16 protein-coding genes are annotated in these 21732 nt (G+C 71.1%); 7 read left to right on the top strand and 9 right to left on the bottom strand.

Annotated features, from left to right (window positions below; all coding sequences use genetic code 11):
- The first annotated feature begins 210 nt into the window (after nt 1-210).
- Nucleotides 211-1932, top strand: coding sequence for a bifunctional 3'-5' exonuclease/DNA polymerase (locus tag AMA02S_RS14490; protein ID WP_067457828.1), 1722 nt, complete (start codon nt 211-213; stop codon nt 1930-1932).
- A 63-nt stretch (nt 1933-1995) separates the two neighbouring features.
- Here the strand turns inward: AMA02S_RS14490 and AMA02S_RS14485 are convergent, their stop codons facing one another.
- The 5 genes from AMA02S_RS14485 to AMA02S_RS14465 all read right to left on the bottom strand — a co-directional run bounded on the left by AMA02S_RS14485 (nt 1996) and on the right by AMA02S_RS14465 (nt 7020).
- Nucleotides 1996-2754: an ABC transporter ATP-binding protein gene (locus AMA02S_RS14485; protein WP_067457827.1), complete on the bottom strand. Its 759-nt coding sequence runs from the start codon at nt 2752-2754 to the stop codon at nt 1996-1998.
- 5 nt (nt 2755-2759) lie between these two features.
- Entirely contained in the window at nt 2760-4364 is a 1605-nt protein-coding gene (mdlC, locus tag AMA02S_RS14480; RefSeq protein WP_067457825.1) for a benzoylformate decarboxylase, read from the bottom strand.
- A complete protein-coding gene (locus tag AMA02S_RS14475) occupies nt 4361-5212 on the bottom strand; it encodes an ABC transporter permease (RefSeq protein WP_245667537.1) in 852 nt (283 codons plus the stop codon). Before AMA02S_RS14475 ends, mdlC begins: the two co-directional genes overlap by 4 nt.
- Nucleotides 5209-5949, bottom strand: coding sequence for an ABC transporter permease (locus tag AMA02S_RS14470; RefSeq protein WP_245667535.1), 741 nt, complete (start codon nt 5947-5949; stop codon nt 5209-5211). The genes AMA02S_RS14475 and AMA02S_RS14470 overlap by 4 nt, the downstream gene beginning before the upstream one ends.
- Before the next feature lie 90 nt (nt 5950-6039).
- Nucleotides 6040-7020 (bottom strand): ABC transporter substrate-binding protein, encoded by a 981-nt coding sequence (locus AMA02S_RS14465; RefSeq protein WP_067457821.1) that lies wholly within the window; start codon nt 7018-7020, stop codon nt 6040-6042.
- An 884-nt stretch (nt 7021-7904) separates the two neighbouring features.
- Between AMA02S_RS14465 and AMA02S_RS14460 the strand changes: the two genes are divergently transcribed.
- From AMA02S_RS14460 to AMA02S_RS44695, 6 genes are all read left to right on the top strand, one after another.
- Nucleotides 7905-11249 (top strand): nitrate- and nitrite sensing domain-containing protein, encoded by a 3345-nt coding sequence (locus AMA02S_RS14460; protein ID WP_169806826.1) that lies wholly within the window; start codon nt 7905-7907, stop codon nt 11247-11249.
- The gene (locus AMA02S_RS14455; RefSeq protein WP_067457820.1) at nt 11246-11698 is read left to right on the top strand and encodes a roadblock/LC7 domain-containing protein; all 453 of its coding nucleotides are present in this window, start codon (nt 11246-11248) and stop codon (nt 11696-11698) included. Before AMA02S_RS14460 ends, AMA02S_RS14455 begins: the two co-directional genes overlap by 4 nt.
- A 30-nt stretch (nt 11699-11728) precedes the next feature.
- Nucleotides 11729-12181 carry a DUF742 domain-containing protein gene (locus AMA02S_RS14450; protein WP_157430576.1) on the top strand — a complete coding sequence of 151 codons (453 nt, stop codon included), beginning with the start codon at nt 11729-11731 and terminating at the stop codon, nt 12179-12181.
- A gap of 40 nt (nt 12182-12221) precedes the next feature.
- Complete coding sequence (locus tag AMA02S_RS14445) at nt 12222-12836, top strand: GTP-binding protein (RefSeq protein ID WP_067458930.1); 615 nt, start codon at nt 12222-12224, stop codon at nt 12834-12836.
- Between the two features lie 121 nt (nt 12837-12957).
- Nucleotides 12958-13731 (top strand): SGNH/GDSL hydrolase family protein, encoded by a 774-nt coding sequence (locus AMA02S_RS14440; RefSeq protein WP_067457818.1) that lies wholly within the window; start codon nt 12958-12960, stop codon nt 13729-13731.
- Nucleotides 13732-13995: 264 nt separating this feature from the next.
- On the top strand, nt 13996-17640 hold the full coding sequence (locus AMA02S_RS44695) for an AAA family ATPase (RefSeq protein WP_067457815.1): 3645 nt from the start codon (nt 13996-13998) through the stop codon (nt 17638-17640).
- Here AMA02S_RS44695 and AMA02S_RS14430 read toward each other — a convergent pair.
- The 4 genes from AMA02S_RS14430 to AMA02S_RS14415 are packed head-to-tail and all read right to left on the bottom strand — an operon-like array spanning nt 17631 to nt 21725.
- Nucleotides 17631-18536, bottom strand: coding sequence for a JmjC domain-containing protein (locus tag AMA02S_RS14430; protein WP_067457811.1), 906 nt, complete (start codon nt 18534-18536; stop codon nt 17631-17633). The genes AMA02S_RS44695 and AMA02S_RS14430 overlap by 10 nt on opposite strands.
- The gene (locus tag AMA02S_RS14425) at nt 18529-19770 is read right to left on the bottom strand and encodes an MFS transporter (RefSeq protein WP_067457807.1); all 1242 of its coding nucleotides are present in this window, start codon (nt 19768-19770) and stop codon (nt 18529-18531) included. Before AMA02S_RS14425 ends, AMA02S_RS14430 begins: the two co-directional genes overlap by 8 nt.
- A 54-nt stretch (nt 19771-19824) precedes the next feature.
- Nucleotides 19825-21486, bottom strand: coding sequence for a B12-binding domain-containing radical SAM protein (locus tag AMA02S_RS14420; protein WP_067457805.1), 1662 nt, complete (start codon nt 21484-21486; stop codon nt 19825-19827).
- The gene (locus tag AMA02S_RS14415; protein WP_157430575.1) at nt 21486-21725 is read right to left on the bottom strand and encodes a hypothetical protein; all 240 of its coding nucleotides are present in this window, start codon (nt 21723-21725) and stop codon (nt 21486-21488) included. Before AMA02S_RS14415 ends, AMA02S_RS14420 begins: the two co-directional genes overlap by 1 nt.
- Between the last annotated feature and the right edge of the window lie 7 nt (nt 21726-21732).

Below are 21732 nucleotides of genomic sequence, written 5' to 3'. Positions count from 1 at the left end.
CCTTGGCTGAGGTTCAAGCTTGCCGAGTTGGGGTGGGCTGTTGGGGTGAGGTACGGGGGTGGCGGGACATTGGTTCAGAACAGCGTTTACACGTAGAGGCCGCGGCCCTGGTCTCCTGAAGAAGCGTCGGCCCCTTCGCGCTCAGCGGCGCGGAGGGGTCTTCGTGTGCCTGCGCGTGGTTCTGTCGGTGGGCGGGACGACAATAGGGGTGTGAGGATCGCGGTGGCCGTCTTGCCTGGTGGCGGGGGAGAGCTGCGGGTCCTGGGGGAGGACGGGACGCCCGGCGGAGCGGTGTGGGGGGTGCCGGATCTCGTCGCCGAGATCGCTGGGCGGGAGAGAACGGACGCGCCGCGCTGGGTGTGGGCGTCCACCGGGCGGTTGTACCCGAGGCTGCTTCAGGCGGGGGTACGGGTGGGGCGCTGCCATGACCTGGAACTGGTGGAGAGCCTCCTCCTTGGCCATGCCGGACGGTACGGGGAGCCGCGCTCGGTGCGGGCCGCGTCGGCGCGCCTGCGGGGGGAGCCCGTTCCGCCCGATCCGCCACCGCCGCAGGAGGCATCGGCGCAGGCGTCGCTGTTCGACGATGACGCGCATGAGGCCGAGCAGGCCGGCGACGACCTGGAGCAGATCGTCGCGGTGCATGCCGCGCAGCAGCGGGCCATCGCCGGGCTCGACGGGTTCGCGTTGCTCGCCGCGGCCGAGTCCGCGGGGTCGCTGGTGGCCGCCGAGATGGGCCATGACGGGCTGCCCTGGTCGGCGGACGAGCACGACGCGCTGCTCACCGAGATGTTGGGGCCGCGCCCGTCCGGCGGGCTGCGGCCGCGCAGGCTGCAGGGGCTCGCCGACCGGATCAACGCCGCGTTCGGCGGCCGCGCGCATGTCAATCCCGACTCCCCGGCGCAGATCGTCAAGGCGTTCGCGGCGGCCGGGCTGCCGGTCCCCTCGACGCGGGCGCACGTGCTGAAGCGGCTCGACCATCCGGCGGTGCCGCTGCTGCTGGAGTACAAGGAACTCTCCCGGCTGCACACCGCGCATGGCTGGGCGTGGCTCGACACGTGGGTGAGCGGCGGGCGGTTCCGTCCGGAGTACGTCGTCGGCGGCGTGGTGTCGGGACGCTGGGCCACGAACGGCGGCGGGGCGTTGCAGATCCCGCGCGTCCTGCGCAAGGCGGTGGTCGCCGACCCAGGGTGGCGCCTTGTCGTCGCGGACGCGGCGCAGCTCGAACCGCGCGTCCTCGCCGCCCTCGCGGGCGACCGGGCGTTCGCGGACGCCGCCGCCCACGGTGACCTGTACGCCGCGCTCTCGCACGCCTTCCGCGGCGCGGGCGAGGAGGGCTCGGGGTCCCGGCGCGACCCGGAGACGCTCAGCGCCCGCGACAAGGCCAAACTCGCGCTGCTCTCGGCCATGTACGGTGGCGGGACGGGGGAGGCGGTGCAACTGCTCGGGGTGCTCAAGAGCCGGTTCCCCGACGCGTTCGAGTACGTGGAGTCCGCCGCGCGCGCGGGGGAGCGCGGACGGCTCGTCCGGTCCCGGCTCGGGCGGACCTGCCCGCCGCCGTCGGCCGGCTGGCGTGAGCTGACCTCCGCGGGCGACGACGCGGAGGATGCGGGCGGGCGGCAGTCGGGCGCCGCGCAGGCCTTGCGCAGCCGGGGGCGTTTCACCCGCAACTTCGTCGTCCAGGCGACGGCCGCGGACTGGGCGCTGGCGCTGCTCGGCTCGCTGCGCCGCCGCCTCACCGCCCTCGGCCCGCCCCGGCTGGTCTTCTTCCAGCACGACGAGGTGATCGTGCACACCCCCGCCGAACTCGCCGACGAGGTGACCGAGGCGATCCACGCCGCCGCCGGGGAGGCACGGCGGCTGCTGTTCGGCGACACCCCCGTCGTGTTCCCGATGGAGATCGCCGCCGTCTCCCGCTACTCCGACGCGAAGTGACCCGGCCCGGTGGCCCCGGTGAGCCGGCGGCCGTCGGGGCGCCGGCTCACCGCGGGCCGGGGGTCAGGAGGGGGCGGTCACTCCGCGGACCAGGCGGCCCACCTCCGCGCGGAGCCGGACGAACTCCGGTTCGGCGCGGGTCCCGATCTGGTCCCGGGACGCCGGCAGCGTGACGGTCAGCTCGCTCCGGATGCGGCCCGGGTTGCGGGCCAGCACCACGACGCGGTCGCCGAGATAGACGCTCTCGTCGATGTCGTGGGTGACCAGCAGGATCGTCATCCCCTCCGCCCGGTGCACCTGCAGGACGAGGTCCTCCAGGTCCTCGCGGGTCTGCGCGTCCACCGAGCCGAACGGCTCGTCCATCAGCAGGAACGAGGGACGGTAGGCCAGGGCGCGGGCGATCGACACGCGCTGCTGCATGCCGCCCGACAACTCCCACGGGTACTTGCCGCCCGCGTCCGCGAGGCCGACCGACTCCAGTGCCTTCAGCGCCTGCGCGCGGCGCGCGGCCCGCCCGGCGCCGCGGCGCCGCAGCGGCAGCGCCACATTGTCGCGGACGGTCAGCCACGGCAGCAGCGAGCGGCTGTAGTCCTGGAACACCACCGCGAGCTCGTCGGGGACGCCGTGGATGGGGGTGCCGTTCAGCACGACCTTGCCCTCGGTCGGCGCGATCAGCCCGGCGATGCAGCGCAGCAGCGTCGACTTCCCGCACCCCGACGGTCCGACGATGGTGACGAGCTCGCCCTCGGCGACCTTGAGGTCCATTCCCTGCAGCACGCGGCTGGCACCGTACGCGTGGCCCAGTCCGGAGATCTCCAGCATCCCGGTCACCTCGCCCTTGTCTCGTAGAGGGGGGAGTCGTCGGCCTCGACCTGGACTTCCACGAGGAACGGCCCGTCGTGCCCGAGGCCCTCCTCCAGCGCCGCGCCGAGTTCGGCGGCGGAGACGACCGTCCGGCCGGGGCAGCCGAAGCCCTCGGCGACCGTCACATAGTCGATGCCGGCGATGTCGCTGCCGGGGACGGACTCCATGTCGATCCGGCGGCCGAGCGCCCTGATGGCCCCGTACCCGCCGTTGTTGAGCACGACGACGGTCAACGGCACGCGCCGTTGGACGGCCGTCCAGAGCGCCTGTACCGAGTACATGACCGAGCCGTCGCCGATGACGCAGACGACGCGCTCGCCCGTTCCGGCCAGGGCCCGGCCCACCGCGACGGGCAGCGCCCAGCCGAGCGCGCCGCTGCCGGAGGCGAGGAAGCCGCCCGACCGGGTGATCGGCATCCGCGCGTGGAATTCGTCCCGGTGGCTCGGCGCCTCCTCGACGATCACGACGTCCTCGGGCAACCGGTCGCGGAGCGCCTCGATCGCCAGCGCGGGGTCGATGGGGTCGCCGGCCCGCGGTGGCGCGGGTCTCGGCCGTGGCTCGGGCGCGGGCCGGTCCGCTTTCTCGACGAGGTCGAGGAGCCCGGCGACGCCCGCCTGGATGGTCGTGAGCACGCTGGTGCCGACCGGCGCCCAGGCCGTCTGCGCGGGATCGCAGTCGAAATGGAACAGCCGCGCCCCGGCCGGTACGGCCGGCCCGTCGCTTTCAACGTGGTAGGTGAACACCTGGGTGCCGAGGACGAGGATGACGTCGTGGCCTTCGAGGCGCGCGGCGAGCTGGTCCTTGACCGGCGGCAGGAACCCGCGGAACAGCGCGTGGTCCTCAGGGAACCCGGATCGCCCCGACAGCGGGCTGATCCATGCCGGCGCGCCGATGCGTTCGGCGAGCTCGACGACGGCGGGCAGCGCCCCCTCGTCGTCCACGCCCGAGCCGACCACGATCACGGGGCTGCGGGCCGCGTCGAGCGCCTCCGCCACCTCGCGGAGCGCGGCGGGATCGGCAGTGAACCCGGCGCGGACCTCCCGGTGGGGAATGGGATCGGCGGGACGGTCCCAGTCGTCCGCGGGCACCGAGAGGAAGACCGGCCCGCGCGGCGGTGTCATCGCGACGCGGTAGGCCTCGGCGAGCGCGGCGGGCACGTCCTCGGCGCGCTCGGGCTGCCGGCTCCACTTGACGTAGGGACGCGGGAACAGCGCGGGCTCGTCGGCGCCGAGGAACGGGCGCAACGGCAGCATGTCCCGGGACTGCTGGCCGGCGAAGATGACGAGCGGCACCCGATCGCGGTAGGCGTTGAAGACCGCCCCGAGCGCGTGCCCGACGCCGCCCGCCGAGTGCAGGCTGACGAGGCCGGCCCGTCCGGTGCCGATCGCATGTCCCGCCGCGGTGGCGACGGCGACCGTCTCCTGGAGCGCGAGAACGTACTCGAAGTCCTCGGGGAAGTCGCGGAACATCCGCAGCTCGGTGGAGCCCGGGTTGCCGAAGACGGTGGTCATCCCGGTTCTGCGACAGAAGTCGAACACCGCGTCCCGGACGGTGTGCCCGGTCCTCATGAAGCCGCCTTTCGCGCCGCGCGGTGCCAGGTGAGGACCCGACGCTCCACCGCGAGCAAGATCGTGTTGAACAGATAGCCCAGGACACCGAGCAGCACGATCACGCACCAGATGGTGGGCATGTCGGACTGGCTCTGGGCGTTGGTCAGCTCGAAGCCCAGCCCGTTGGTGGTCCCGGGCAGCAGCTCGGAGAAGACCATCAGGATCAGCGACAGCGACAGCGCGAGCCGCAGCCCGGCGAAGATCTTGGGCAGTGCCGAGGGGATGATGATGAAGCGGATCCGGTCGGCGCCCGACAGCCGGAACGTCTCGGCCGTGGCCATCTGCACCTGATCGACCGACCGGGCGCCGTCGGCGGTGTTCAGCAGGATCGGCCAGATCGCGCTGAAGATGATGGACGCGACCTGCATCTGGGTGCCGAGCTCGAACAGCACGATGAAGACCGGCACGAGGGTCGGCGGGGGGATCACCCGCGCGAACTGCATCAGGGGGTTGAGGAAGGCCAGGACCTGCTCGGAGCGGCCGAGGGCGATACCGAGCACGATGCCGACGACCGCCGACAGGAACAGCCCGAGCACCATCCGGCCGAGGCTCGGCAGGATGTTGCCGGTCGCCTCGCCGTTGAGGAACAGGTGGCTCGCGGGCCCGGTGAACCACAGCTCCCTCATGCGCTGGACGATCTCCCACGGCGGCGGGAAGAAGGGGCTGTCGGAGATCCGCGTCGCCACCTCCCAGCCGACGACCAGGATCGCGAGTGGGAGCCAGCGGTGCAGGACGCCCCGCACCAGCGCCCCGGCGAACCCGCCGCGGGAGCGCGGCACGGACACGGTCGCGGTCGCGGCGGTCACGAGGCACCACTCCTCAGCGCGAAGTGCCAGCGGAACATGCGGTTCTCGGCTTGGACGAGCACGGTGTCGATGATCAGACCGAGGCAGCCGGCCCACACCGTCCCGGCGAGGACGTCGCGGGTGCCGTCGGGCACGTTGCTCGCGGAGGCGATGAAGATGCCGAGCCCTTCCCCGAAGCCGGAGAGGATCTCGGTGCCGACCGCGAGGATCAGCGCGATCGACGCGGCGAGCCGCACGCCGGTGGCGATGAACGGGGCGGCGCTGCGCAGCGAGACCCGGAGTAGCACCTGTGTCCGGCTGAAACCGAAGGTGCGCAGCGTCTCCTTGGCCGTCGGGTCGACGTCGTCCAGCCCGTACATGGTGTTGAAGAGGATCGGCCAGCTCGCGGCGTACACGATGAGGGGCACTTCCATGCCCAGCCCGGACCCGAGCAGGAGCCCGGCCAGCGGGATGAGCGCGACCGACGGGATCGGCCGCAGGAACTCCACGATCGCGCGGGCACCGGTGTTGACGGCCGGGACGCTGCCGAACAGGAGCCCCAGCGGTACGGCGATGGCGATGGCGATGGCGAGCCCGAGCGCCCAGGCGGTGAGCGTGACGCGCACGTTGTGCAGGAAGTCGGGGTCGCCGAACAGCTCGAACGCGCGGGCTATCACGGTGGAGGCGGGGGGCAGGTAGGAACGATCCACTATCTCGGCCCTGCCCAGGGCCTCGCTCGCCAGGAACAGAACCGCCACCCCGGCGGCCCCCCGCGCCCACTTTCCTGGACGCGAGAGACCGCGGGATGGCGCCGACTGGTGTGTCATGGGTGAACCGGTGTCCCGCCGTCAGGAGGTCGGCTGGAAGAGGACGGTCTTCAGGTCGGGCTTCTGCTTGAGCAGCCCGGCGGTGGTCATCAGGTCGATGACCCGCTGCATGCGCGTGGTGTTCAAGGAGGTTGGGTACCCCGGCAGCGTGATCACCGAGGCCACCTGCTTGTCAATCTTGGTGTAGGTGGGCAGGACCTCCTCGACCCGCTTGCGGTCGCCGCTGGCGAGCCCCTGCGCCTTGAAGATGGCCCGCTGGAACGCCGCGGCCGTCTTCGGATACTTGCTGGTGAACTCCTGGGTGGAGACGAAGCCGGCGATCGGCAGGCCGGTCACCGGCTCGCTGCCACCGTCGACCGCAACCCGGGCGCCCTGCTTCTTCTGCGTGTCCGACAGGAACGGCTCCACGATGTGGACGGCGTCAACCTGCCCCTTCTCCAGCGCCGCGGCCATCTGCGGGAAGGGGATCGCGACGTAGGTGACCTTCGAGGGGTCCACGTTGTTGGCCTTGAGGATGGCGTTCAGTGTCAGCGACTGGATGTTGTTGAGGATGTTGACCGCGACCTTCTTGCCCTCAAGGTCCTTCGCGGTCTTGATGCTGGAGTTGGACTTGACCAGCACGTTCATCATGTTGGAAGTGAGGGAGGCGCCCTCGGCGACGATGCTCAGCTTGAGCGTGCCCTTCTCGTTCGCCTGCAGGAAGGACACGTAGTTGGCGCCCGCGATCACGTCCACGTCGCCCTTGGCGAGGGCGGGCAGGGCCTGGATGCTCTGCTGGACGGGCTTGATCTGTACCTTCAAGCCCTCGGCCTCGAACAGCTTCTGCTTCTGCGCGACGTGCAGGGCCGCGGCGTCCACAAGGGGGAGCGAGGCGACCGTCAGTGTCTTCTTTTCGAGTCCCTTGCCACCGTCGGAGGACTCGGAGTCTCCGCAGCCCGTGGCGAGGGAAGCGACTAGGAGAAGAGCACCGAGGAGAACAGAGCGACGTCCGGATTGCCTCATGGCACTCCTAAATCTCATCAGGGGGGAAGATGCTCGGCGTGGCTGGGCGACCAGGGCGAGAGAGCCAGGGGGAACGACTGCGGCCACTGTTCCCGCCGCGCCTGATGATCACGTTCGGGGAGAGTATCGCGGGTTGGGCGTCTTGGGTGGATTGGTTCTAGCTTGCGTGACTGTCTTGTGTCCTGTGGTGCTTGTGGGACGCATGGTACGTCGGTCGGTGCCCCGGACCGCATCCCGGGTGTTCCACTGATTGGTATCAGGGGGTTTATTCGATGATTCATCCAACAAGATGGGATTCTCAGAGGCTGGAGCGTCCGGCCGCGGTCGGGGGCCGCATCTGGTCGGCACCTCGGAGCCGTCGTCGGCTCCCTGCCTCCGTCCTCCTCTCCAACTGTGTGACGGTCCAGCGCCGACCGACTCCGGAGAGTGATCTTTTGATCGGACTGCGCGACGGCCCCGTCTTTTGTGATCATGAAGTACGCCCAGACTACCGGGAGCCGTCACCCACTGCCATTTTTCGACCACTGAATGAACATGTGCGGACAGTGACCAAACGTACCCGCGAAAACGGACAGACAGTAACGAAATCACGATTGTCGCATTAGTCCATATCGACTCGCCTAGGGTCCTTTGCGGCCCATCCCTGGATGTGCTGCAATGTCGAGCGCCGGAGGCGGAACGATGTTGCATTTGGACCCTTCGTGGTGGTTCGACCACAGAGGATGCGGCACATCGTGATGGAGAGGTGTTAAGGCCGGATGCAACCAAGCGACGCAGGTCGCGACCTTCCTCGGCACGGGGACGTCGAGGCACGGTCCGATCCATCACCACGGACGGGCGGCAGGCTCAGCCTGAGGAACTGGCGTGTACCACAGCGCCTCATCGTGCTGATCCTTGTCCCGACGGTCGCGGCCGTCGCGCTCGCCGGGCTGCGCATCTCCGGCTCCGCGAGCCGGGCTGCGGAGTACGGCCGCGTCGAGAAGATGGCCGAACTCGGTGAAGACGTCACCCGGTTCGTCCAGGAGTTCATCGCCGAGCGCGACACCGCCATCGAGTACATCGCCTCTGAGCGCGACCCCACCCTCCTGGAGGCGTTGCAGGCCCGGCAGCGCAAGACCGACGAGCAGCTCGACCCGGTGCGCACGGCGGCGCTCCGCATCAACTCCACCTTCGGCGACCAGGCCGTCCGCGACGCCACGACGGTGCTCAGTCGGCTGGACGGTGTCAAGGCCGTCCGCGCCCTCGCGACCGGTACCAAGGTGCCCGCCTTCACCGTGCTGCAGAAGTACACCGAGTCCGCCGGAGAACTGGTCGGCATCCTCGACGGCCTCTCGCAGAACGTCGCCGACGACCGGCTCGCCGCGGCCAGCCGGGCCCTGGGCTCCCTTGCCCGTGCGAAGGAAGCGGTCTCCCGGGAGCGCGCCCTGCTGCTCATCGGAGCGCACAGCCGCCGGCTGGCCACCGACGAACTGAACGCGCTCACCGCCGCCCGGGCGGAGGAGGACAGCGAGATCGGCGCCTTCCGCGGCGCCAGCTCCGTGCAGCAGCGCCAGAAGTTCGAGGACACCGTCGTCGGCCCCAAGATCGACCAGGCGCGGGACCTGCGGCAGCGGGCCATCGCCTCGGCCAGCACGGCCAACGGCCGGCTCCCGCTGTCCCTCGGCACCGGTACCGCGGCGCTCGTCATCCGCTCCGCGATGACCGAGATGGTCGACAAGATGCGCGTGGTCGAGCAGTCCCTGGCCGCCGACATCCGCGCCATCAGCGACCGGCAGGGCGCCGACGCGCGGCAGTCGACGATCACCGACGGGATCGTCGCGACCGTGCTCCTGCTGCTCGTCCTGCTCATCACCGCGTTCATGGCGCGGTCGCTGGTGCGGCCGCTGCGCCGGCTCCAGCAGGGCGCGCTGGAGATCGCCGGCACCCGGCTGCCCGGCCTGGTCGACCGGCTGCGCGATCCGGAGGCCGCCGCCGGCGGCATCGAGGTGCAGCCGATCGACATCGCCACCACCGACGAGATCGGCCAGGTGGCCCGCGCGTTCGACGAGGTCCACCGCGAGGCGGTGCGGCTCGCGGCCGACGAGGCCGTCCTGCGCGGCAACATCAACGCGATGTTCGTCAACCTCTCCCGCCGCAGCCAGTCGCTCATCGAGCGGCAGCTCCGCCTCATCGAGGAGCTGGAGCAGAGCGAGCGGGACGAGGAGCAGCTCGGCAACCTGTTCCGCCTGGACCACCTGGCCACCCGTATGCGTCGCAACTGTGAGAACCTCCTCGTCCTTGGCGGACAGGAGCAGGCGCGCCGGTGGAACCGGCCGGTCCCGCTCATCGACGTCGTCCGCGCCTCCCTGTCCGAGGTGGAGCAGTACGAGCGGGTGGCGCTGCGCGTTCAGGGCGACATGACGGTCGTCGGGCCCGTCGTCAACGACCTCGTCCACCTGCTGGCCGAGCTGATCGAGAACGCGACGGTGTTCTCCGCCGAGCACACCAAGGTCACGGTCTCGGGGCAGTTGCTCAGCGGTGGCGGCTCGATGCTGCAGATCACCGACAACGGCGTCGGCATGTCGCCCGAGGAACTGGAGCAGGCCAACTGGCGGCTCGCCAACCCGCCCGTCATCGACTTCTCCGCCGCCCGCCGCATGGGTCTGTTCGTGGTCGGCCGCCTCGCGGTCCGGCACGGGATCCGGGTCGAGTTGCGCGCCGCGCAGGGCGGCGGTCTCACCGCGTTCGTCGTGCTGCCGGACGCGGTCGTCAGCCCCGGCGAGACGACCGGCATCGGGGCGCGCGGTCTCGGCGCCCCCCGCGAGGCGACCGGTACCGGCCATCTCGCCCTCACCCCGATGACCGACCCGTCGGCCCTCGGCACCGGCGCGTTCGAGCAGGTCGGCGGTGCGTTCCAGCAGGACGATCTCAGTTCGGGCCCGCAACCGCCGCTCGGCACCGGCCCGCAGCCCCGGATGGGCGGCACCGGCGCGCAGCCCATGATCGGAGGCGCCGGCGGGCACCGCACCGGCCCGCAGCGGCCCGTGCCCGGGGACGGGCGCCCGCAGCCCACCGGCCCACTGCCCGCGCTCGGCGGCAGCGGGTCGCACACCGTCCCGCCCGGCGCCAGCGGCCCGATCCCGATCGTCCCGCCCGTGGAGCAGCGCCCGCCGCTCGGCCAGCGGCCGCCCGGCGAGGGCTACCCCGTCGAGCCGTTCGGTTCCGGCGCCTACCCGATCGACCCACACGCGTCCGGCGCCTACACCTCCGACCCGTACGCGCAGTCGGACAACCGCCCTCCGCCCCGCCAGCCGGGGGAACTGCCCGTCCGTGAGCCCGGAGCGAATCTGCCGGGACGTCCCGGCGGCGCCGCGCCCGACGACGGCCGCCCGAACGGCCTGTTCCAGCCGCGCAGCGAACGCTCGCAGGAGGGCGGCGTCAGGAACGGGCTCTACCGCCCGGGCCGGCACACCGGCCCCCAGTCCGTCGTCCCGGAGGCCCAGCCGGTGGTGCCGGAGTCCGGCTCCCAGCGCCGGATCCCCTGGGAGACGGGCCCGCTCCAGCAGGTCGGCGGCGACACAGGTCCGCTGCCGACCGACGCCCACGCCGACGGCTCCCCAAGCGGCGCGCATCCCCAGTTCCCCGGTGGCGGGGCTCCGTGGGGGGAGATCGGCGACCCGGCACCGCCCAGCCGAGGGCGTCCGGGACCGACCACTCCCACCCCGCCGGAGGACGCCATCCCGGAGACACCCGTAGCCGACCCGTCCGGATACGAGCACCCCGTGCAAAGGGCCGCGGCCGGGCCGAAGCGCGTCCCCGAACGCTCGCCGATCTTCGACGCGATGCAGTCCGAGTGGTTCCAGCACCGGACGGGCGCGTCGTCGGGCGAGGACCCGCCCAAGGACTGGGAGTCCCCGGCGGATGCGGGCTTCCGCGCCGCCGAGGCCCTTCGCGAGCCGGTCGCGGGCGCCCGCACCTCGGTCGGGCTCCCCAAGCGGGTGCCCGGCAAGAACCGCGTGCCCGGCGCGGTGGGCCGGCAGCAGGCCCCGGCCGGGCAGGCACCGGCGGCCCCGCCCACGGAGCGTCCGGCACAGGAGCCGCAGGCACAGGCCCCGTCGGCCGAAGTAGTGCGCAACCGCTTCGCTAGTCTGCAGCGCGGCGTCCATCGGGGCCGCACCGAGACTCGCGGCGGAGGCACGTCAGGTGAGGTGTCGTCGCAGGGCGACGACGAGACAGGAGGCACCCGGTGAGCGGGCAGGATCTCAACTGGTTGGTGACGAACTTCGCGGACCGTGTCCCGAAGGTCGCGCACGCCGTCGTGGTCTCCTCCGACGGTCTGCCGATGGCCTACTCCTCGGGCTTCCCGCCCGAGCGCGCCGACCAGCTCTCGGCCATCGCGTCGGGGCTGATGAGCCTGACGCAGGGCGCGGCCAAGATTTTCGATGCGGGCGGGGTGAACCAGACCGTGGTCGAGATGGACCGCGGGCTGCTGTTCGTCATGTCCATCACGAACGGGTCGGTGTTCGCGGTGCTCGCCGCGCCCGACTGTGATCTAGGACTGGTGGCGTACGAGATGACGCTGCTGGTCGAGCGCGTGGGTCGGGCTCTGACCCCCGCGCTGCGCTCCCCGGACCAGCAGCAGCCGCCTTACTCGGGACCGTCGGTGACCGAGATGGGCGCCGGGCCCGCCCGGTACTGACCGGACTGATGCTGACGGAGGTCGGGCGACATGGATCGAGGGAGTTCCTACGGAGGCGGGCCGGGCGGCCCCGGGCGCTGGCCGGGAGACCAACCGCGGATGCCGGGGCAGGGACGTCCACCCGCGCGTGAGGAGGAGGACGCCAGCTCGCTGGTGCGCCCGTACGCCGTCACCGGGGGACGCACGAAGCCGCGGTACGACCTGGCCATCGAGGCCCTGGTCACCGCGGCCCCCTATCCGCCGCGGGACGTGGCCATGCTGACCCCGGAGTACCGGGCGATCATGGACCTGTGCCGGTCGGCCCGGTCGGTGGCGGAGGTCTCGGCGCTGCTGCGCCTCCCGCTCGGCGTGGCCCGGGTGCTCGTCGCCGACATGGCCGTCGAAGGGCTGCTGCGCCTGCACCAGTCGCGTCCCACCACAGCCGGCGGCCAGCCGGACCTCCGCTTGCTAGAAAGGGTGCTCAGTGGCCTTCGGAAGCTCTGACCAGGTTCCACCTTCGGGGCCGCCCGGCGCAGAGGCCGAGCTGACCTCAGTCAAGATCGTCGTCGGCGGCGGTTTCGGCGTCGGCAAGACCACCTTCGTCGGGTCCGTCTCGGAGATCATGCCGCTCACCACCGAGGCGGTGATGACCGCGGCCAGCGCCGACGTGGACGACCTGTCGGCCGTCCCGGACAAGACGACCACCACGGTCGCGATGGACTTCGGCCGTGTGTCGCTCGACAGCGAGCTGATCCTCTACCTGTTCGGCACGCCCGGACAGCACCGCTTCTGGTTCATGTGGGACGACCTCGTCCGCGGCGCGATCGGCGCGGTGGTCCTGGTCGACACCCGCCGGCTGGAGGACTGCTTCGCGGCGGTCGACTACTTCGAGGAGCTCGGCCTGCCGTTCGTCGTGGGCGTGAACGGGTTCCACGGCGAGTTCCAGTACGCCGTCGAGGACATCCGCGAGGCCCTGTCGATCAGCGCGCACGTGCCGATCGTCCAGTGCGACGCGCGGAGCCGCGAATCGACCAAGCAGGTGCTGATCACACTCGTCCAGCACGCGATGTCGGTGCACGCCACCGCCGCGCCCGGCGCCTCCGCACCCCCCGCCGCTCCCGGCGGCCCGCTCGGCAGCGCGTCCCCCAGCTGGACATAGCCTCGTAGGCAGAGGCCGGTGTCGCGTCTCCCAGACTGAAGCGGGCTACGGTCGCGTAGGTTATGTGCACGGTGCATCATTAACCTACGTGATCGAGAACGAAGCGGTACTAGGGGATGCGATGAGCGAAGTGGAGCAGATCCGGACGTACGTAGCCATCGGCGACAGCTTCACCGAGGGCCTCAACGACCCCTATCCCGGCGAGAGGGACCGCTTCCGCGGCTGGGCCGACCGGCTCGCCGAGCATCTCGCCGAGCACAGCCCCGGCCTGCGCTACGCCAACCTCGCGGTCCGCGGCAAGCTTGTCCGGCAGATCGTGGACGACCAGGTGCCGCGGGCCGTGGACCTCGCCCCCGACCTGGTGACCTTCTGCGCCGGCGGCAACGACATGCTCCGCCCCGGCGCCGACCCCGACGCCCTCGCCGTGGTCTTCGACGACGCCGTCCGCCGGCTGCGCGCGGCCGGCTCCCGGGTGGTCGTCTTCACCGGCTTCGACACCCGCGGCCTGCGCACCGGCGGCCGCATCCGCGGCCGCGCCGCCACCTACAACATGCACCTGCGCGCCATCGCCGACCGCCGCGACTGCACGATCGTCGACCTGTGGCCGCTGCGCGTCTTCAACGACCCCCGCGCCTGGTACGAAGACCGCCTCCACCTCTCACCCGAGGGCCACCGGCGCATGGCCCTGCGCGTCGCCGAGGTCCTGGGCGTACCGATCAAGGACGACTGGCGTGAGCCCTGGCCCCCCATCGACCCCACCGACTGGCTCACCATGCGCCGCGAAGACGTCCGCTGGGCCCGCACCTACCTGCTTCCCTGGATAGGCCGCCGAGCCACCGGCCGCTCCACCGGCGACGGCCGCTCACCCAAACGCCCAGAGGCGAGTCCTCTGTAGCTTGTAGTGCCCCCGCCGAGCGGATGCGACATGCGAGGTTCTGACATTTGGTGGCGACAACCGAAACGTTGCGATCGCGTGCGAAGCCAGGTCCGAGCTTGCGAGGAACTGATCGCGAAGCGAGCCCTCCAGGGCGAGTCGAAAGCGATGCAGCGATCGCCGCGGTGCCCGTTGAAGGAGGGCGCTCTGCGCCCGACGCCGAGGGCACCGCAATAAGTAGGGTGGGTTCCCCTGCTGACACGCTGCTTAGGAGAAGGACCCCAGGTGAGTTCCCCCCGGCTGCCGGACCATCTCGAAGTGCTGCTCACGGACGAGCCTGTCCTGGACGTGTACGCGTTCGGGCCGTGGCGGGTGCCGGACGGCTTGTATGAGGAGATGCGCGAGCGCGCGGTCGCCTATAACGCGGATCCGCGGGCGGTGGTGCTGACCAGGCAGCTCAGTGACTTCTATGGGCAGGACACGAGCGCGGCGGGGGCGGAGCAGTGGTCGCTGCTGACGTTCCTGTTGGGGGCCTCGGCGGTGCGCGGGGGGTTGCGCGGCGACGTGGACTACGAGCTGTTGTCGGATTTTCTGGCGACGCCGGAGTCGGCGGTCCGGGATCCGGCGGCATGGTTCACGCAGGGTGGGCGGTGGCGGCCGCCGGGGTTGTGGCTGCCGGAGCCCGCGGGCAATGACCGGGAGCGGCGCGCCATCATGTTCGAGCTGGCGCGGGCGGGGTTGGACGTTTTCGACGGGTTGGAGCCGTTGGAGCGTCGGCGCCGGACGCTGATGGATCTGTTCGATCGGCGGGCGGCCGACCCGGCGCTGCGGGAGGAGGACATGACCGTCCCGCAGAAGGCGCTGGAGGATGTGTGGGTTGCGGGCCTCACCGAGGAAGAGCTCGCGGTGCTGCCCGAGCTGGCCGGTCCGGTGGCCTACCTGGGGTGGGCGTGCGCCGGTCTGGACGCGGCGCAGGAGCGGCTCGCAGGTGCCGTCGCGGACGGGGACGACGCGGACGTCGCGCTGGCCCGTCTGCTGCTGGCGGCCGAGGCGCAGGTGGTTCCGGCGGAGTTGGCGGTGGTGCTGGGCACGACCCGCTACGAGAACGTGGAGGAGCGGTTCCGCGCCACGCGCGAGGGTTTCTCGTCGGAGGCGTGGCAGCACGAGGTGCGGGCCTGGCTGGCGCGGGGGCTGGTCGCGGGTGAGGCGGACGCGTCCCGGGCCTGGCTGGACATGGCCGTCCGGGTCACCGGCGCCGTGCAGGGGTTGCCGGACGCGCCGATCAGCCCGCGCTGCCGGGTGCCGGTGCGGCAGTTCCAGGCCGATCTGCGCCGGTTGTTCGTGGCGCGCCGGGTCTTCAACCCGCTGGGCTCGGCGCTGTTCCCCGAGCATCTGCGGGATGCCGGTACGGATGAGCTGGACCGCGCCGTCGCGGGCGGCTGGTCCGGTGGCGACGACGGTGTCGAGAAGGCACTCGTCGGGCAGCCGGAGCTGACCCGTGCGGTGCAGGACGCGCTGGCGGCGCGGCTGGCGGGGGAGCGGCCCGTCCGGATGCTGATCGCGGGGCCGGAGGGGACGGGGAAGGGGACCGCGGCCGAGGTGCTGGAGCGGCGGCTCGCCGAGTGCGGGGTGGTCCGCGAGGCGCTGTGGATCTCCGACCAGGTGTTCGCGTCGCTCGGTGTGAGCGATGCGGTGCTGTGGCTGCAGGCCCGCGTCCGCGAGTGCATGGACGCGCGGATGCTGCTGGTGGTGGACGATCTGGAGCGGCTGGTCACCTATGAGCGGTGCGGTGCGGCGACGGTGGAGGAGTTGCGCCGGTTGATGGCGCGTTCGCCCTCCCTGGACGTTGTCGCGCTGTGCCGTCCCGGCGGAGATCGGCGGCTGTTCGACGCCAATCCGGCGCTGGTCCGTGCGTTCGAGGTGGCCCGCACGCGCGATTTCGCCGAGGACGGGTTCGCCGAGCTGTTCACCCGGGCCGTCGCGCGGCGTGGGGCGGGCGTCGCCGCCGACGTCGCCGGTACCGCCGGGGTGCTGCTGACTCGTACGCCGCCGCTGCTGAACCTGCGCGGCGCCCGGTTGGTCGAGCACATGGCGGCGCAGTGCACCGCGGCCGCGCGGTCCCGGCTGGCCGCCGCCCGTCGCGCCGAGGCGGGTGAGGTGGGCGCGGACGCGGCGGAGCCGCCCGGTGAGCTGGAGGTCACCGCGGCGGACCTGCCGCAGCGGCTCATCCCGGGCCGCCGCGCCGAGGGCGACCCGCTCGCCGAGCTGGCCGCCTGCGCCGGCATCGAGCCGGTGAAGCGGGAGGTGGACGCGCTGGTCGCCGAGGCGAAGGCGGCGAGCCTGCGGCGTGAGGCGGGCATGGCGGTCGCGACGCGGCCCCGGCATCTGGTCTTCGCCGGGAATCCCGGAACCGGCAAGAGCCTCGTCGCGCGGATCCTCGGCCGCATCTACGCGGGGCTCGGCGTCCTGTCGTCGGGGCACATGATCGAGGTGGACCGCGCGGACCTGCTCGGCGAGTACGCGAGCGAGAGCGTGCTGCGCGTCCGCCGGGCGGTGGAGCAGGCGATCGGCGGGGTGCTGGTCGTCCGCGACGCGCACGCCTTCGCGACGGCCGCCGCGGCGGAGGCGACGCGCGGGCGGGAGGTGCTGGACGTGCTGGTCACCGCCGTCCAGGCGCACATCGACGACCTGGTCGTGGTGCTGGCCGGTCCCGAGGCGGAGCTGAACGGGCTGCTGAAGTCCACGCCGGATCTCGCCGTGTTCTTCCCCCGGACCGTCCGGTTCCCCGACCTGTCCGAGGACGAGCTGGTGGAGGTGTTCGCGGGCAAGGCGGCCGACGCCGGGTTCGCGCTGGCCCCCGGCGTGCTGGAGAAGGTGCGGGGCCTCGCGCAGGCGGCACCCCGCGACCGCGGCTTCGGCAACGCCCGCATCATGATCAACCTGCTGGACCGGGCGGTCGCGATGCAGGGCCGCCGCGTCCTCGCCGACGGCGTCGTCGACGAGACCGAGTCGCTGGACGAGCTGCTGCTGGAGGACGTCCCCGACACCCTCGTCCGGGGCCGGGACGGGGTGCCCGGCGACCCGCTCGCCGACGTCGCCCGGCTCATCGGCCTCGACGCGATCAAGGCGGAGGTGGCCTCGCTGGTCGCCGAGGCGCGCGCCGAGCAGATCCGGCGCGACGCGGGCGTGCCGCTGGCGTCCCCGACGCGGCACATGGTGTTCATGGGCAACCCGGGCACGGCCAAGACGACGATCGCCCGGCTGATCGCCGCCGTGTACGCCCAGCTCGGGCTGTTGTCGTCGGGTCATCTGGTGGAGGTCACCCGCGCCGATCTCGTCGGCGAGTTCATCGGCCAGACCGCGCCGCGGGTGCGGGCCGCGGTCGACCGCGCCCTCGGCGGTGTGCTGTTCGTGGACGAGGCGTACGCGCTGTCGGCGGCGGGCGGCGACCAGCGCGACTTCGGTCACGAGGCGGTCGCCGAGCTGCTGCGGCTCATGGAGGAGCACCGCAACGATCTGGTGGTCATCGTCGCCGGCTACGACGCCGAGATGGAGCGTTTCCTGAAGTTCAACCCGGGGCTCGACTCCCGCTTCCCGAAGGTGCTGCGCTTCCCCGACTACTCCGACGACGAGCTGGTCACGATCTTTGAGTTCATGGCCTCGGAGAGCGGGTTCGCGATCGCGGCGGGGTTGCTGGAGGCGCTGCACGGTCTCGTCTCCGCACAGCCGCGGGGTTCGTCCTTCGGCAACGCCCGGCTGGTCCGCAACCTGCTGGAGGCGGCGATGTCCCGGCAGGCGCAGCGGATCACCGCCGCCCACGACGAGGGCGCCGGCGAGATCGAGGCGAGCGAGGTGCGGTTGCTGCGTCCCGTAGACCTTCCGGAGGCCCCGCCCCGCGAGAACGCGAGCGGCTTCGGCCCCTACATCTGACGGGAGCGGCGCACGGCGATGTCGCCGAGCCGCAGCTCACCGGTGCGGTACGGGGCGCTGACGTACTCCCGGACCAGGTCGCCGACGTCACATCGCTCGAACTCGTCGACGAGTGCGCGGTAGGCGGTCTCGGTCTCCTCCAACGTCGCGGACTCCCGCATCTGTCGCAACCTGCCGATGAGCGCGGTCCGGAGCATGTGCGCGGGGGACACGTAGTTGATGCCGAACGACAGATGGGTGGACAGCGCAGCGGGACCGGTGCAGGCCGCGTGTCCCCAGCCTCGCGGGATGACGAGTGTGTCACCGACGTCGAGGTTCACCTCCGCGGACAGCGACTCCGGTTCCGGACGGGTCGGATCATCTTCGGTCCACCCGTCGGGGGCCGCGTCGTAGAGCCGCCATGTCTTGGAGCCCTCGGTCTGGACCACCACGACATGGTCGTCGGGGTCTCGGTGCTGGTGGAACCCGCTGCTTCCGGGCGGGGTGAGGAAGATCATCGTGTTGAGCGAGGCGACCATCGCCCCGACGACGTCCAGTGCGGACCTGCGCAGGGCCTCGTCCCAGATCTCGGGCCCACTGATGACCATGGTGTAGCCGTCGTTGACGAGCCGCCGGACCTTGTCCGATGACAGTAGGAACGGCCATGTCCGTCCCTGCACCTCGAAGTCGGACGAGATCAGGGACAGCGGAGCCGCCGCGTTGTCCCGTGAGAAGGCCACCGACGCGCTGGTGATCTGGCCGCGGTCCAGCCAGGCGTCCACACGTTCGGACGTGACGTCGTAGTCGTCCGACACGACGACACGGGCGGCGACGGGCTGCCCCGGGCGTTCGCTCGCGGTCGCGACGAGGAGTTCGGTGACGGACACGTGCTCCTTGGCGGCTCGCAGGTCATGCATGTCGAGATTCCTTAGGTGCGTCATCGCGAATGAAGCGTTCTGCCCGATGGGCGACACGCGGTGTGCGGCGGACTGCCACCGCGACGCCGACGACCGCCACGGTGGACGCGAGAGTCCCCGAGATCACCATGGTGGTGGCCGGTCCCATGGTGGCCACGGCGGGAGCGCCGGCGATGGCCCCACCGATGGAGGCGGTCTGGATGAGCGCGCCGCTCGCGGCGAAGGCCCGGCCCCGGAGGGCCTCGGGAGTGCAGAGCCTGATCACCGCGCCCTCCCCGGCGTTGCTCATGCCGTTGCCGATGCCGCCGATGACCGCGGCGGCCAGCGCCAGCAGATAGTTCCCCGCCAGGCCGATTCCCAGCACGCCCAGGCCCAGCAGGAGGTTCCCGATCCCGAGCAGCCGTTCCTCGTGCCTCTTGCTGGCCTCGAAGGTGAACGCCTGGATGCCGATCAGCTCGCAGACCGAGTACAGGGCCTCGTACACGCCGAATCCGATCGCCCCCGCCCCGAGATCGTCGGTGAAGCGGTAGGGGGCGGCGACGTTGTCGGCCAGGGCGATCCCCGCGGCCAGGGCGGTGAGCGGGATCGCGAGGCGCAGGACGGGGTGACGAAGGATCAGCCCGAATCCGGTCCTGGCGGACCCGTGCTCGCCCTTGTCGTGGCCGGGCTCGCTCACCGGGCGGCGGCGGGCGCTGATGCTCGTCATGGCGAGCGCCAGGATCAGGAAGCTGACCGCGTTGAGGAGCAGTGCCGTGCCGGTGTTGCCGGACACGCTGGCGAACCCGCCGACGGCCGGCCCGACGATCGCGCCCAGCGCGCGTCCGGTGCCCAGTCGCGCATAGCCGCGGGTGGCGTTCTCCTCACCGGTGAGGTGGGGGACCAACGCCGCGGCCGCCGGCCGTTCGATCGCCGCCTGGGCGCCGAGCAGCGCGACCAGCGCGGTGATGGCCGCCGGGCCGTCCACCAGACTGAGCGCGAGGCTCACCACCGCCTGGCCGATGCTCACCCAGATGAGGACGCCCCGCGCCTCAAACCGATCCACGATCGCCCCGGCGACCGGTCCCATCAGGATGAAGGGGGACAGCTCCGCCAGCAGCAGTGCCGTCACCCAGCCGGCGCCCGCCTCTCTCAGATGGAGGACCATGGCGAGGAACGCCGCGGTGGTGCCGAGCGTGGAGAAGCCGGAGGCCGTGGCGACCAGCGCCAGGTCTCTACGGGGGTGAGCACTCCGCATGCGCACCCCCGATCATGCCGCGAGCCGTGGAGACGGCCGCCGGTCCGCGGCCGGTCACTGGTACGCGGCTCCGGAGATCTGCAGCGCGCGGTCGAGTTCGTTCCGTGCCAGGCCGAGTTGATCGCTCAGCAGGTCCACGCCCGCCGCGGCTGACGTGAGCACGTCATCGAGGTCTGTTCCGCGGCGTCCGAAACCCCGCAGGCCGACCTCTTCCAGCGTGTCCGGTTTGGTGCCGGCGGCGAGCCGGTCGACCAGCCGGCGGAAGAACATCACCGGAGCGTGGCGCAGCGTGACGCTGTCGAGCTGGAGGCGGGACAGTTCCTCCCAGGGCCCGGCGCGTTCACCCAGGCATTCCACGGCGAGCGGATGCTTCAGCAGCGTCTCTGTTTTCGCGAGCAGATTGTCGATCCTGCCCTGGTACCGCTCACCGAAGTCCTGGACGAGCCTCCACCAAACCTGTAGTTCCGCTCGCTCGAACAGGTCCGCGGTGTCGGGAAGAGTGCCGCTGACGAACGGCTTTCCCCAGCGCTCCTCGTAGAACTCCCGTATGGGCGTGCCCTCGTACAACGCGAGACTGGTATAGAAATGCTCGTGGGGATAATGGTCGAGGAAGTGGCGCTCGATGAAATCCATGTTCATCTGGAGATCCTCGACGGTGCTCGCCGGATCGACCATGATGAAGTCCAGGGCTATCTCCACGCCGACGCGCGTTAGGAAGCTCACGGCCGCGTCGTTGACCTCGGGCCCTACCCCCTTGGCGAGGCGTTCCAACACGGTCGGTGATGCGCTCTCCACGCCGACCTCGATGAATCTCAGTCCCACGGTGAGCATTTCCCGGATCACGTCCTGGGCTTTCAGGATCTGATTGACCCTGGTTCCGAAACTGAACGTGATGCGGTCGTCCGCCGCGTGCAGTGCGCGGACTATGCCCAGCGCGCGTTGGGCCTGCACGAAGAAGTTGGCGTCGCTGAAGTAGACGTGGCGGTAGTCGATGCCGTCCCGGTCTCGAAAGAACGCGAGTTCCTCGACGACGTTCTCCGGGCTGCGGGAACGGTATCGCCGGCCGATCGTGAGGACGCCGCAGAAGCTGCAGTTGTACGGGCAGCTGCGGGATGTATTGATCGTCAGGGCGGGACGGAGTTCGTCTCGGAGCGCATCGTAGAAGTGCAACTTCCCGTATTCGCGGTCCGTGACGAACTCCGCGGCGGGGAAAGGCAGTGCGTCCAGGTCGTCAGGGGCGGGCATCTCGGGATTCACCCGGACGGCGTCGCGGTCGCGCCAGGTGAGGTTCGGCACCGCGTCGAGCCCGTCCCGGGCGTCGAGACGCCGGACCAGTTCCAACGTGGGGTGCTCGCCTTCCTTGCGCACGACCCCGTCGATCTCGCGATGGCCGCGGATGATCGCCTCATGGGTCGCGGTGGCCTGCGGACCCCCCATGACGATGAAACAGGAGGGGTTGCGTCGCTTGATCTCACGGGCCATATCCAGGGCCACATGGAACGACTCGTTGTAAACCGACATGCCGAGCAGATCGTAGTTCCACAACTGGTACTGCTCGACCAGCTCGCCCGCGCTTGTCGTCGAATCCCCGAAATCGAAGCCGGTGGACGGGTGCCCTGCGGACTCCAAGAAGGCCATGATATAGGCAAGGCCGATGGGGATGGACTTGCGGCGATCGGAGAACCCGACCGAAGGATTGAGGAGTGCGATCCGCATCAAACGTCATCCCCGTCCCCAGTAGAAATGATCACACGCCGGGCCAGCAATGTTTCGATGAACGCCCGGTCGTCCTCGGGCATGGTGCCGGGATCACAGGTCCCGGTGGCGGCGAGCCGGCGCCACAGCGCGCTGGCCCGATCATTCAGCCGGATCACCGCCCCCTTGTCGCCGGCGCCCGAGACATATACAGCGCCGCACTCGTCGAGATAGGGCGTCAGGATGGTGTAATGCGCCACAGCCAAG

It is taken from the genome of Actinomadura macra NBRC 14102 (assembly GCF_001552215.1).
GTDB classification, from domain to species: Bacteria; Actinomycetota; Actinomycetes; order Streptosporangiales; family Streptosporangiaceae; genus Spirillospora; species Spirillospora macra.
The sequence above is the reverse complement of the archived record's forward strand: the minus strand, read 5'-3'. Positions and strand labels throughout refer to the sequence as shown.

Coding starts and splice junctions, on each gene's coding strand:
- AMA02S_RS14485 (WP_067457827.1), bottom strand. CDS start 2,754: ATGCTGGAGATCTCCGGACTGGGCCACGCGTACGGTGCCAGCCGCGTG.
- mdlC (WP_067457825.1), bottom strand. CDS start 4,364: ATGAGGACCGGGCACACCGTCCGGGACGCGGTGTTCGACTTCTGTCGC.
- AMA02S_RS14465 (WP_067457821.1), bottom strand. CDS start 7,020: ATGAGGCAATCCGGACGTCGCTCTGTTCTCCTCGGTGCTCTTCTCCTA.
- AMA02S_RS14450 (WP_157430576.1), top strand. CDS start 11,729: ATGGATCGAGGGAGTTCCTACGGAGGCGGGCCGGGCGGCCCCGGGCGC.
- AMA02S_RS14440 (WP_067457818.1), top strand. CDS start 12,958: ATGAGCGAAGTGGAGCAGATCCGGACGTACGTAGCCATCGGCGACAGC.
- AMA02S_RS14430 (WP_067457811.1), bottom strand. CDS start 18,536: ATGCATGACCTGCGAGCCGCCAAGGAGCACGTGTCCGTCACCGAACTC.
- AMA02S_RS14425 (WP_067457807.1), bottom strand. CDS start 19,770: ATGCGGAGTGCTCACCCCCGTAGAGACCTGGCGCTGGTCGCCACGGCC.
- AMA02S_RS14420 (WP_067457805.1), bottom strand. CDS start 21,486: ATGCGGATCGCACTCCTCAATCCTTCGGTCGGGTTCTCCGATCGCCGC.